The sequence below is a fragment of the Streptomyces olivochromogenes genome (genome assembly GCF_001514115.1).
Classification (GTDB): domain Bacteria; phylum Actinomycetota; class Actinomycetes; order Streptomycetales; family Streptomycetaceae; genus Streptomyces; species Streptomyces olivochromogenes.
Genome location: NZ_KQ948465.1, coordinates 40,902 through 53,231 on the forward strand (window position 1 = coordinate 40,902; position 12,330 = coordinate 53,231).

Consider the following 12,330-nt stretch of genomic DNA (forward strand, 5'->3'; position numbering starts at 1 on the left):
GCCCCACCTGTGGATGCGCCCGCCGGACCGGTCGGACGGACCGTCCGGCGGGCTCACCTCACTCAGCCGCTCAGGCGCACCGGCATGATCAGGTACTTGTAGGCCTCGTCCGCCTCGGCGTCCACCGCGGGCTTGCCGCTCAGCAGCGCGGGCTTCGTGGACGTCGTGAAGGAGAGCTGCGCCACCGGCGAGTCGATGGCGCTCAGGCCGTCGAGCAGGAACGTCGGGTTGAAGGCGATCGAGACGTCGTCGCCCTCCAACTGCGCGTCGACCCTTTCCACAGCCTGTGCGTCGTCGCTGGAGCCTGCCTCCAGGATCAGCACGCCCTGCTCGAAGCTCAGACGCACCGGGGTGTTGCGCTCGGCGACCAGGGCCACACGCTTGACGGCCTCCACGAAGGGGGCGGTCTCGATCACCGCGATGGAGTTGAACTCCGTCGGGAACAGCGAGCGGTACTTCGGCAGGTCGCCCTCCAGCAGGCGGGTCGTCGTACGCCGGCCCGCCCCCTCGAAGCCGATGAGGCCTTCGCCGGCGCCCGAGCCGGACAGCGCCAGGATCACGCTGTCGCCGCTCGTGAGGGCCTTGGCGGTGTCCAGGAGCGTCTTGGCGGGCACCAGGGCCACCGCGGACGCATCGGGGTTCTCCGGCTTCCACAGGAACTCGCGGACCGCGAAGCGGTAGCGGTCGGTGGAGGCCAGCGTGACCGTGTCGCCCTCGATCTCGATGCGCACACCGGTGAGCACGGGCAGCGTGTCGTCACGGCCCGCCGCGATGGCCACCTGGGCGGCCGCCGAGGCGAAGACCTCACCGGGGACGGTGCCGGTCGCCGACGGCATCTGCGGCAGCGCGGGGTACTCCTCCACAGGCAGGGTGTGGAGTGTGAATCGCGAGGAGCCGCAGACCACGGTCGCCCGTACACCGTCTGTGGAAATCTCCACCGGCCGGTTGGGGAGGGCGCGGCAGATGTCCGCGAGCAGGCGGCCAGAGACGAGGACCGTGCCCTCCTCGTCGACCTCCGCGTCCACGGAGACGCGTGCCGAGACCTCGTAGTCGAAGCTGGAGAGGCTCAGGGAGCCCTCCTCGGCCTTCAGAAGGAGGCCGGCGAGCACAGGCGCCGGCGGACGGGCCGGGAGGCTGCGTGCCGCCCAGGCCACTGCCTCCGCGAGTACGTCGCGTTCCACCCGGATCTTCACCGTTGCCGCCTCCGTCTGTTGCCGGCGCTCTCGCCCTGCTGGCCTTCGTCGTCTGACTCGGTGTCGTTCAGCCCTGTGGCGGGCAGGACACCGGGGACCAGTCTGACGCACCGCACTGACAGTCGGTGCCCCTCGGGGTCAAGTCGTGCCGAGCGGCACTTGAGCCTCCGAGAGCGAGTTGTGCACAGCCCCGTCTTCGAAACGATTCCCAGCCTCTATCTAGTTGGTCTTAGTAGTAGGGCCTGTGGAAACCGTGGATAACCCTGTTTTCGCAGGTCAGACGGGATTTTTTGTCCACCGACCCTGTGGGCGAAGGCGGTGGACAACCGGGGGTCTCTGTGGACGACGAAAAGTTCTGCACACTCGATGCACAGCCTCGGGCCACTTCTCCCCAGATCCGTCCCCAGCTTTACCCACGTTCCCCACAGGCCAATCCGGCACCTTGGTGTGACGCCTTTCACTCGACACGGTGATCGGGCGCGTCACGTTGCCGAACAGTGGACAGGGGTGTGGAGAAGCTGGGGATGGCTGGGGACAACCGGCTCCAGCCTGTGGGTCGCCGGTGGACAACTTCGTGCACACCCTGTGGATCTTTTCTTCGTCCACAGTCTGTGGAGAATGTTCGTCCACGAATCCACAGGGGGCTGACCTGGTCTGATGGTCTTTCAACAGCGGCCCCTGTGGACACGATCGGGACAACTTCGCGGTCCCCAGGGTGTGGACGCCAGAAAGTCACCGAATCTGTGGAGAGTGGCCGTAACCCGGCTCGTATTCGAACAGATGATGTCGTTCCGGTAGCGGTGAAACGAGAGCCGACGGCCTCGGAACAAGCCCCAGAAGCGCTCGGAGCCCCCTTGGGACCGGGTCTCAGACCCCTCGTGGGCCCCTCGGAGCGAGGTCCAGAACCTTCCGGAGTGCTCTCGGAGGGGGTGCCCGAGGCTCTGGGAGCGGCTGCCTGAGTCCCTCTCGGCGCGCATGCGAGCACCGCATGCGCGTGCCGCGGGCCGGAACAGGGGGCCAGAACAGTGGGCCGGAGCCGCGGGCCGGAACAGGGGGCCGGAACAGCGAAAGGCGCCCTCGGGACCGTGTCCCGGGGCGCCCTCGGCGGCGTACCGCCGCGCCGGTCAGCCGTTCTTGATGCGGTTGGTGAGCTCGGTGACCTGGTTGTAGATGGAGCGGCGCTCGGCCATCAGCGCGCGGATCTTGCGGTCGGCGTGCATGACGGTCGTGTGGTCGCGGCCGCCGAACTGCGCGCCGATCTTCGGCAGCGAGAGATCGGTGAGCTCGCGGCACAGGTACATGGCGATCTGCCGCGCGGTCACCAGGACGCGACTGCGTGAGGACCCGCACAGGTCGTCCACCGTGAGGCCGAAGTAGTCCGCGGTGGCCGCCATGATCGCGGTCGCGGTGATCTCCGGGGCGGAGTCCTCGCCGCCCGGGATCAGGTCCTTCAGGACGATCTCCGTCAGCCCGAGATCCACCGGCTGCCGGTTGAGCGACGCGAACGCCGTCACCCGGATCAGCGCGCCCTCCAGCTCACGGATGTTGCGCGAGATCCGGGACGCGATGAACTCGAGCACCTCCGGCGGAGCGTTGAGCTGCTCCTGCACCGCCTTCTTGCGAAGGATGGCGATACGGGTCTCCAGCTCGGGCGGCTGGACATCGGTGATCAGACCCCACTCGAAACGGTTCCGCAGCCGGTCCTCCAGGGTCACCAGCTGCTTGGGCGGCCGGTCGCTGGAGAGAACGATCTGCTTGTTCGCGTTGTGGAGCGTGTTGAAGGTGTGGAAGAACTCCTCCTGCGTCGACTCCTTGTCCGCGAGGAACTGGATGTCGTCGACAAGAAGGATGTCCATCTCGCGGTACCGCTTGCGGAAGCTGTCGCCCTTGCCGTCGCGGATGGAGTTGATGAACTCGTTGGTGAACTCCTCGGAGCTCACGTACCGCACCCGCGTGCCCGGGTAGAGGCTGCGCGCGTAGTGCCCGATCGCGTGCAGCAGGTGCGTCTTGCCGAGACCCGACTCCCCATAGATGAAGAGGGGGTTGTACGCCTTCGCGGGCGCCTCGGCGACGGCGACCGCGGCCGCGTGCGCGAAGCGGTTCGAGGCGCCGATGACGAACGTGTCGAAGAGGTACTTCGGGTTGAGGCGCGCGGTGGGCTCGCCCGGACCGGACGCCGGCGCGGGTTTCGCGCCCAGCGGGCCGGGAGCGCCGCTGGAGGACGGCAGCGAGGGGCCGCCGCGGTGCGGCGGCGCACCGCCCGAGGACGGCTCCTGGAGGTCGCGGCGGTCGGGGCGCTCGTACTCGGAGCGCGGCTGGTCGTAGTCCTGGCGCTGCTGCTCGTAGGGCGGGCGCTCCATCGACTGCGGCCGGTAGTCCTGCGAGGGCGAGGCGTACGGGTCGCGGTCGGGGAAGCCCAGGCGCTGCTGCTGCCAGCCGTAGTCGTCCTGGGTGTGCCGCGGCCAGGCGCCGGGCTCGGGGCGCTGGTAGTCCGGGTAGGCGGGGCGGGCGGTCGGCAGGTGATCCGCGCGGGACGAGGGCAACTGGTCGGAGCGGCCGGGCGGCAGCTGGTCGCCGGGGGCGCCCGGGAGCTGGTCGGAGCGACCGCCTCGGTGGTCACCCCGGTGGTCGTCGGCGCGGTGGCGGCCGTACCCCTCGTACCCGTCGCGGCGCTGAGCGTCATAGGGGTTGCGCTCGTCACGGCCCGGGGAGTCGTAGCCGCCCCGGTCTTCGCGGCCCTGGGAGTCGTAGGCGTGGCGCTCGTCACGGCCCTGGCCGCCGTAGCTGTTGCGGTCCTCGCCGCCCTGGCCGCCGTAGGGGTTCCGCTCGTCGCCGCCCTGACTGTCGTACGTGTCACGGCCCTGGCCCGAGCCGGAGGGGAGCTCGGGTTCGTCGTACCGGGTCTGGGGGGCGGGTGGCGTCGGAGGCTGGGGTTCCCCGGCCGAGTCGTCGACGGTGATCGCGATACGGATCGGGCGGCCGCACTCGCGGCTCAGCGTGTCACTGACGATCGGTGCGAGACGTCCTTCGAGGACGCCCTTCGCGAATTCGTTCGGAACCGCGAGCAGCGCGGTGTCCGCGACCAGTGCCAGCGGCTGGCAGCGCTTGATCCAGTGCTCGTCCTTCGCCTCCACACCCTGACCGCGGCCCTCACCGAGGAGCTGTTCCAGTACTCGTGGCCACACTGCGGCAAGATCGGCAGGTACGTCAGCCACAGGGCACGCTCTCTCACGGGTCCCACGAACGTGTGGTTCTGGGAACAGGTTGGGAAGTCAGTCGGGTGGGGCGGTGGGAACAAATCCGCTGGGGCGGTGGGAAGGGAACGAATCGGAGTTCAGCCACGGTAGTCAGGGCGACCGCTGCGGTTCAAGTTGTTGTCCCCAGCCTGTGGATAGTGTCTCCTGCCGGGAGCCGGTTTGACCGGATGGCGTAGCCGCGCGTACCGTGACCAGGTCGAGTTGTCGATGGCTGCTGCCGCCTGCCTCCGATGGGCACAGGTCACGTCAAGTGATCGGGAAGCGGTGCACTCGGGCGTAATTACGAGCTACCTCGTGGGCGCACGGTGACAGCCAAGGCGGCACCCCGCCACCACCGATTCTTTCTGGAGCCCCCGAGTGAGCAAGCGCACCTTCCAGCCGAACAACCGTCGTCGCGCCAAGACCCACGGCTTCCGCCTGCGGATGCGCACCCGTGCCGGCCGCGCGATTCTCGCGAACCGCCGTGGCAAGGGTCGCGCCAGCCTGTCCGCCTGATAACAACAGGTCATGATGTCGTGCTGCCTACCGAGCATCGGCTGAGGCGGCGCGAGGACTTCGCGACCGCGGTACGCCGAGGACGCCGGGCCGGACGCCCGCTCCTCGTCGTCCATCTACGTAGCGGTGCAACGGACCCGCACGCGCCTGGGGAGAGCGCTCCCCCGACGCGTGCGGGTTTCGTCGTGAGCAAGGCCGTGGGTGGAGCGGTTGTCCGCAACAAGGTGAAGCGCAGACTTCGCCATTTGATGCGTGACCGAGTCGCCCAGTTGCCCCCCGGTAGCCTGGTAGTCGTACGAGCGCTGCCCGGTGCGGGCGACGCCGACCATGAACAGCTGGCCCGAGACCTGGATGCCGCCCTTCAGCGGCTGCTGGGAGGGGGCGCGCGATGAAGTACCCGCTGCTGGCTCTTATCAAGCTGTACCAGTGGACGATCAGCCCGCTGCTCGGGCCTGTGTGCAAGTACTACCCGTCGTGCTCCCACTACGGCTACCAAGCCATCGACCGGCACGGTGCGATCAAGGGAACGGCACTCACCGCCTGGCGCATCCTCCGGTGCAATCCGTGGTCGCTGGGTGGCGTGGACCATGTTCCGCCGCGCAAGCGTCCGCGGTGGCACGAAATGCTGCGTAACGCCTGGCGTGCACGCAAGGGCGGGAACTCCGCCGCCGAACCGGCCATTGAGGGTCATGGAATGTCCGACCATCCCTCGAGCCCGGCCGCCGAGACCCCGTCCCATGCTCAAGGAGCCTGATTAGTGGACACGATTGCCAGTCTTTTCAGCTTCATCACGACACCCGTTTCCTGGGTCATCGTCCAGTTCCACTCTGTGTACGGGAAGATCTTCGGTCCCGATACGGGCTGGGCCTGGGGCCTGTCCATCGTGTCCCTGGTGATCCTGATCCGTATCTGCCTCATTCCGCTCTTCGTGAAGCAGATCAAGTCGACTCGGGCGATGCAGACGCTGCAGCCCGAGATGAAGAAGATCCAGGAGCGCTACAAGAACGACAAGCAGCGCCAGTCCGAAGAGATGATGAAGCTGTACAAGGAGACGGGTACCAACCCGCTCTCCTCGTGCCTTCCCATCCTGGCGCAGTCGCCGTTCTTCTTCGCCCTGTACCACGTGCTCAACGGCATCGCGACCGGCAAGACGATCGGTGTGATCAACCAGAGCCTGCTGGAGAGTGCGCAGAAGGCGCACATCTTCGGCGCACCGCTCGCGGCGAAGTTCACCGACAGCGCCGACAAGGTCACCCAGCTCGGTGCCACGCTGACCGATGTCCGGGTCGTCACCGCGATCATGATCGTGCTGATGTCGAGCTCGCAGTTCTACACCCAGCGCCAGCTGATGACGAAGAACGTCGACACTACGGTGAAGACGCCCTTCATGCAGCAGCAGAAGATGCTGATGTACGTCTTCCCGGTCATGTTCGCCGTCTTCGGCATCAACTTCCCGGTCGGCGTCCTCGTCTACTGGCTGACCACCAACGTGTGGACCATGGGCCAGCAGATGTACGTCATCCGCAACAACCCGACCCCGGGTTCCAAGGCTCAGGCCGCGTACCTCGAGCGCCTGCAGAAGCACGTCACGCACCACGAGAAGACGCGCAGCCGTGGCGAGAAGGCCATCGTCAAGGCGATCGTCACCAAGGGCCGCGACCGCAACGAGTTCGAGCGCAAGTTCATCAACAGCCTGACGAAGGTGGGCCTGGTGGCCCAGGCTGACGGCACTGTGGTGAAGGGTCAGGCCGAGACGGTTGTCGAGGCCGAGGACGGCACCACGACCACCACCGGCGGCGCTCCCAAGCGTCAGCAGCCGAAGCGCCAGTCCAAGTCCCAGCGTCAGTCGGGCGCGGCGGCCGGTGGGGCGAAGGCTGCGGGTGAGCCCGAGCCGAAGACCTCGCTGACCAAGTCCGACGAGCCGCAGGACGCCAAGCCCGCCGCAAAGCCGGCAGGTGGCGGCAACACGCCGGGCACCGGTACCCGCAGCAAAGCCCAGTCCGGACAGCGCAAGGGTCCGCAGCGACCCAAGTCCCCGTCCAAGAAGTAAGAAGGAGTCCATCCCGTGACGGAAGGCACCACCTCCGCCGCCGCTGAGGGCGACACCCTGACCCGCCTTGAGCAGGAAGGCGAGATCGCGGCGGACTACCTCGAGGGTCTGCTGGACATCGCCGATCTCGACGGCGACATCGACATGGACGTCGAGGCCGACCGCGCCGCTGTCTCGATCATCAGCGACGCCGGCAGCCGTGACCTGCAGAAGCTGGTCGGTCGCGATGGCGAGGTGCTTGAGGCCCTCCAGGAGCTCACGCGCCTGGCCGTTCACCGGGAGACCGGGGACCGCAGCCGGCTCATGCTGGACATCGCGGGCTACCGCGCCAAGAAGCGCGAGGAGCTCTCCGAGCTGGGCGCCAAGGCCGCGGCCGAGGTGAAGAGCTCCGGCGAGCCGGTGAAGATGAAGCCGATGACGCCCTTCGAGCGCAAGGTCGTCCACGACGCGGTCAAGGCCGCCGGTCTGCGCAGTGAGTCCGAGGGCGAGGAGCCGCAGCGCTTCGTCGTCGTGCTTCCCGCCTGATCGGTACGAAGGTTCCTCGGCCCCGTCTGTTGAGCAGGCGGGGCCGAACTTTGTCAGCCTGATAGTCCCTCGTAGTTCCTGGTAATCCCTGATAGCCCTGGTGGTCAGCGCTCAGCGCGCTTATGCGGTACGGAAGGACGGTCCCCGTGACGGAGGCAGCGGAGCTTCCCCCTGCGCCCGAGCAGGCGCGCGAGGTATTCGGCGATCGCTTCGCAGACGCGGTCCGGTACGCGGAGCTGTTGGCCGAGGCGGGAGTGCAGCGGGGACTGATCGGCCCCCGCGAGGTGCCCCGGCTGTGGGAGCGGCACCTGCTGAACTGCGCGGTGCTCTCCGAGGTCGTGCCCGAAGGTGTGACCGTGTGCGACGTCGGCTCCGGCGCGGGACTGCCCGGCATTCCGCTGGCCCTGGTCCGGGAAGACATCAAGATCACTCTGCTGGAACCGCTGCTGCGGCGGACCAACTTCCTCACCGAGGTCGTCGAGCTCCTCGGCCTCGACCATGTCACCGTCGTGCGCGGCCGCGCCGAGGAGGTCATGGGAACGCTGCCGGCGGTCCACGTGGTGACGGCCCGGGCTGTTGCCCCACTGGACCGGCTGGCGACGTGGGGCATCCCCCTTCTCCGTCCGTACGGCGAGATGCTGGCTCTCAAGGGCGACACCGCTGAGGAGGAGCTGAAGAGCGCCGCGACGGCCCTCAGCAAGCTCGGCGCCGTGGAGACGTCCATCCTGCACGTCGGCGAGGGCATTGTGGACCCGCTGTCGACCGTGGTGCGGGTCGAGGTCGGGGAGAGCCCGGGTGGCGTGCGCTTCGCCGCGAAGAGGGCGAAGGCGGCCCGGACGGGGCGGACGCGCCGTCGCCGCTGATCCCGAGCGCGAAATGGATCGTGGACTCCCGGTTCCGCAGGGCGGAGCCGGGAGTTCTTTGTCACTCTGGCTGATCCGTCCTGACGACCCGGCTGATCCGTCCTGACGGCGAGCCGTACTCCACACAAGCTGCCAAACCTACGCATCTCGGAGTGTCGCGCCGCGAAGGCCCTGGCCGCTAGGCATCGTGTTTCACGTGAAACGTCGCTCACTGCTGCACGGCATCATCAGTCGCGGCCGCGCCGCGGCCGAACCCCGCGACCGGAAGCCTCTCGGTTCACTCGCGGAGGGTGCGGAGTTGTCCACAGAGGTGGATTTCTCCACAGAAGAACGGGCCTCGCTGGTTCACGACCCCGAAGGCATGGGAGGCTCTGTTCATTGCGAGCCTGAAGTCGAGGAGAGTGAATCCTTGCGGTCCGACGCCAACATCGCGGGACCGATGACCGATCCGGTCCCCGGTCCCCGTACCGAGTCGATGGGGGAGGATGTTTCACGTGAAACACCGCCCCCAATGGACGACACTCCTATTGGTCGTGCTGCCCAACTGGCGGTAGAGGCGCTGGGTCGCGCCGGGGAGGGCCTGCCACGGCCCGAACAGACCCGCGTCATGGTGGTCGCCAACCAGAAGGGTGGGGTGGGCAAGACCACGACCACGGTCAACCTTGCTGCCTCGCTTGCCCTGCATGGCGGCCGTGTCCTGGTGATCGACCTCGACCCTCAGGGCAACGCCTCCACGGCGCTCGGCATCGATCATCACGCCGAGGTGCCTTCCATCTACGACGTGCTGATCGACAGCAAGCCGCTCTCCGAAGTCGTCCAGCCGGTCCCTGATGTCGAGGGCCTCTTCTGCGCGCCTGCCACGATCGATCTCGCCGGTGCGGAGATCGAGCTGGTGTCCCTGGTGGCACGGGAGAGCCGGCTGGAGCGAGCGATCCAGGCGTACGAGCAGCCGCTGGACTACATCCTCATCGACTGCCCACCGTCGCTCGGCCTCCTCACGGTCAACGCGCTGGTCGCCGGTGCGGAGGTCCTCATTCCTATCCAGTGCGAGTACTACGCGCTGGAAGGCCTGGGTCAGCTCCTTCGTAACGTCGACCTGGTGCGGGGGCATCTCAACCCCGACCTCCATGTCTCGACGATCCTGCTCACCATGTACGACGGCCGGACGCGCCTCGCGTCCCAGGTCGCGGACGAGGTGCGCAGCCACTTCGGTGACGAGGTGCTGCGGACGAGCATTCCTCGCTCGGTCCGTATCTCCGAGGCCCCGAGCTACGGCCAGACGGTGCTGACCTACGATCCAGGGTCGAGCGGCGCCCTCTCGTATCTTGAGGCCGCACGAGAAATCGCCCTCCGCGGAGTCGGAGTGGCGTACGACGCGCAGAACGCCCATGTGGGCGTACAGAACAGTCAGAACATGGTGGAGGGGATCCAGTGAGTGAGCGACGACGAGGGCTGGGGCGGGGCCTCGGCGCACTGATCCCCGCGGCTCCGACAGAGAAGACGGTTCCCTCGCCGACAGGCGGAGCCTCCGCCTCGTCGGCGGCTGGACCCGTGCTCACGGCAGAGCGCGGGGTCGGAGCGGCGAAGGTGACCACACTGCCGCCTGTTTCACATGAAACAGAGGAGTCGCTGGCGATCGGGAGCCAGGAGGTGCCCTCCGCACCGGTCGGTGCTCACTTCGCTGAACTGCCCCTCGACTACATCACCCCCAACCCGCGTCAGCCTCGTGAGGTGTTCGACGAGGACGCTCTTGCCGAGCTGGTGACCTCCATCAAGGAGGTCGGGCTTCTCCAGCCGGTCGTCGTGCGTCAGGTGGGGCCGGCGCGCTACGAGCTCATCATGGGTGAGCGGCGCTTCCGTGCCTGCCGCGAGGCGGGGCTTGAGGCCATTCCTGCGATCGTGCGGGCCACGGAGGACGAGAAGCTTCTCCTGGACGCACTGCTGGAGAACCTGCACCGTGCCCAGCTGAACCCGCTGGAAGAGGCCGCCGCCTACGACCAGTTGCTGCAGGACTTCAACTGCACGCACGACCAGCTGGCGGACCGTATCGGCCGCTCGCGCCCGCAGGTCTCCAACACCCTGCGGCTGCTGAAGCTCTCGCCGGCGGTTCAGCGTCGTGTCGCCGCCGGGGTGCTCTCCGCGGGCCACGCCCGCGCCCTGCTCTCCGTCGCGGACTCGGAGGAGCAGGACCGGCTGGCCCACCGCATCGTGGCCGAGGGACTGTCGGTGCGGGCCGTCGAGGAGATCGTCACCCTCATGGGATCGCGCCCCCAGACCGCTCCGCGTTCCAAGGGACCGCGAGCCGGCACCCGGCTCTCCCCGGCACTGAGTGACCTTGCCACCCGCCTCTCGGACCGCTTCGAGACCCGCGTGAAGGTCGACCTGGGGCAGAAGAAGGGAAAGATCACGGTCGAGTTCGCCTCGATGGACGACCTCGAGCGGATCCTCAGCTCCCTCGCCCCCGGTGAGGGAGGCGTTCTCCAGAGGAGCCTCCTGGACGACGACTCCGAGGACACGGAGGCCTGAGCCGCCCGGCGACGGGGTGGTTCCCGTCGGTCGACCACAAGAGCGGGCCGTGTCCGGTGTGTACCGGAACACGGCCTGCTCTTTGCTTTCAGGCGGTATCGATGCAATCGCATCGTGGATACGATGCGATCGGGTATGGCGCATCCACCTGGCGACACCTTCATCGGGGAGGCGGGGGCCATGCAAACCGTGAGCCGTACCGGACTGGTGACCGCGGGCCTGGGACTGGGGGCGGTCGGTGGGTTCATCGGCAGTCTGCTCAGGGAGCGAAGCGCTCTGACAGCCGCTCGCGACGCCGCGGGCGAAGGAAGCGAGGAACATCCTTCATGGGGCGCCGGCTCGTACCGCTCACGCTGGACAACCTTCCGGACCTTCCCAAGCGCTGTCGCGCGTGTGTCTTCTGGGAACTGGATCCCGTCAGTGGGGAAGCCGCGGTAAAGGCGGGAAGGCCCGAACTCGAGAAGGAGGCGTGGATCTCCGCCGTCCTGCTGGAGTGGGGATCCTGCGGCCGGGTCGTCTACGTGGACGACGTGCCGGTGGGCTTCGTGCTGTACGCACCGCCCGCCTACGTACCCCGCTCCACGGCGTTCCCCACGAGCCCGGTCTCACCTGACGCAGTCCAACTGATGACCGCCTTCATCATGCCGGGCTATCAGGGACAGGGACTCGGCCGGGTGATGGTCCAGACAGTCGCCAAGGATCTGCTGCGCCGAGGCTTCAAGGCGATCGAGGCTTTTGGGGACGCACGGTGGAAGGAACCGGCCTGCGTGCTCCCCGCCGACCATCTCCTCGCGGTCGGCTTCAAGACGGTGCGCCCCCACCCCAGGTACCCCCGTCTGAGGCTGGAACTGCGGACGACGCTCTCCTGGAAGGAAGATGTGGAGCTGGCTCTGGACCGCCTCCTGGGAGCGGTACAGAAGGAGCCGGCGCTTCGTCCTCTGTAGCCGTGGTGCCGCCCGCCGACGCAAACTCTTCCGTCATGCGAATGGGCCAGCCCTTCCGGGCTGGCCCATTCGTGTTTCACGTGAAACATCGCCGCCGTTGCAGGACGGCGCTTCCGGTCAGACGGTCTTCTCGGCGCCCTCGGTGATGAAGTCCTCCAGGTCGCGGACGATCGCGGCCTTCGGCTTCGCACCCACGATGGTCTTGGCGACCTCGCCACCCTGGTAGACGTTCAGGGTCGGGATGGACATGACGCCGTACTTGGCGGCCGTACCCGGGTTCTCATCGATGTTGAGCTTGACGACCTCGATCTGGTCGCCGTACTCCGCGGCGATCGCCTCGAGGGACGGCGCGATCTGGCGGCACGGACCGCACCAGGCGGCCCAGAAGTCCACCAGGACGGGCTTGTCGCTCTTGAGGACGTCCTGCTCGAAGGAATCGTCGGTCACATTCTTCAGGGTGCCGGCCACGGCGGGCTC

At 67.6% G+C, this 12,330-nt stretch carries 12 protein-coding genes; 9 read left to right on the top strand and 3 right to left on the bottom strand.

Annotated features, from left to right (window positions below; genetic code table 11):
* Positions 1–62: 62 nt before the first annotated feature.
* Entirely contained in the window at positions 63–1,193 is a 1,131-nt protein-coding gene (dnaN, locus tag AQJ27_RS33215) for a DNA polymerase III subunit beta (RefSeq protein WP_067376666.1), read from the bottom strand.
* A gap of 1,124 nt (positions 1,194–2,317) precedes the next feature.
* The gene (dnaA, locus tag AQJ27_RS33220) at positions 2,318–4,408 is read right to left on the bottom strand and encodes a chromosomal replication initiator protein DnaA (RefSeq protein WP_067376669.1); all 2,091 of its coding nucleotides are present in this window, start codon (positions 4,406–4,408) and stop codon (positions 2,318–2,320) included.
* Positions 4,409–4,807: 399 nt separating this feature from the next.
* Here dnaA and rpmH point away from each other — a divergent pair, with 399 nt between their 5' ends.
* The 9 genes from rpmH to AQJ27_RS33260 all read left to right on the top strand — a co-directional run bounded on the left by rpmH (position 4,808) and on the right by AQJ27_RS33260 (position 11,853).
* Complete coding sequence (gene rpmH / locus AQJ27_RS33225) at positions 4,808–4,945, top strand: 50S ribosomal protein L34 (protein ID WP_006381191.1); 138 nt, start codon at positions 4,808–4,810, stop codon at positions 4,943–4,945.
* 20 nt (positions 4,946–4,965) lie between these two features.
* A complete protein-coding gene (gene rnpA, locus AQJ27_RS52750) occupies positions 4,966–5,337 on the top strand; it encodes a ribonuclease P protein component (protein ID WP_075031495.1) in 372 nt (123 codons plus the stop codon).
* On the top strand, positions 5,334–5,699 hold the full coding sequence (gene yidD, locus AQJ27_RS33230; protein WP_054236429.1) for a membrane protein insertion efficiency factor YidD: 366 nt from the start codon (positions 5,334–5,336) through the stop codon (positions 5,697–5,699). The genes rnpA and yidD overlap by 4 nt, the downstream gene beginning before the upstream one ends.
* A 3-nt stretch (positions 5,700–5,702) precedes the next feature.
* A complete protein-coding gene (gene yidC / locus AQJ27_RS33235; protein WP_067376672.1) occupies positions 5,703–6,995 on the top strand; it encodes a membrane protein insertase YidC in 1,293 nt (430 codons plus the stop codon).
* 15 nt (positions 6,996–7,010) lie between these two features.
* Entirely contained in the window at positions 7,011–7,520 is a 510-nt protein-coding gene (locus AQJ27_RS33240) for a Jag family protein (RefSeq protein WP_067376675.1), read from the top strand.
* A gap of 146 nt (positions 7,521–7,666) precedes the next feature.
* Positions 7,667–8,383: a 16S rRNA (guanine(527)-N(7))-methyltransferase RsmG gene (gene rsmG / locus AQJ27_RS33245; RefSeq protein WP_067376677.1), complete on the top strand. Its 717-nt coding sequence runs from the start codon at positions 7,667–7,669 to the stop codon at positions 8,381–8,383.
* A gap of 361 nt (positions 8,384–8,744) precedes the next feature.
* Positions 8,745–9,818 carry a ParA family protein gene (locus AQJ27_RS33250; protein WP_079065448.1) on the top strand — a complete coding sequence of 358 codons (1,074 nt, stop codon included), beginning with the start codon at positions 8,745–8,747 and terminating at the stop codon, positions 9,816–9,818.
* Positions 9,815–10,909, top strand: coding sequence for a ParB/RepB/Spo0J family partition protein (locus tag AQJ27_RS33255; RefSeq protein ID WP_067376685.1), 1,095 nt, complete (start codon positions 9,815–9,817; stop codon positions 10,907–10,909). The genes AQJ27_RS33250 and AQJ27_RS33255 overlap by 4 nt, the downstream gene beginning before the upstream one ends.
* Before the next feature lie 326 nt (positions 10,910–11,235).
* Positions 11,236–11,853, top strand: coding sequence for a GNAT family N-acetyltransferase (locus AQJ27_RS33260; protein WP_054236435.1), 618 nt, complete (start codon positions 11,236–11,238; stop codon positions 11,851–11,853).
* Between the two features lie 117 nt (positions 11,854–11,970).
* Here AQJ27_RS33260 and trxA read toward each other — a convergent pair whose 3' ends face one another.
* On the bottom strand, positions 11,971–12,321 hold the full coding sequence (trxA, locus tag AQJ27_RS33265; protein WP_054236436.1) for a thioredoxin: 351 nt from the start codon (positions 12,319–12,321) through the stop codon (positions 11,971–11,973).
* Between the last annotated feature and the right edge of the window lie 9 nt (positions 12,322–12,330).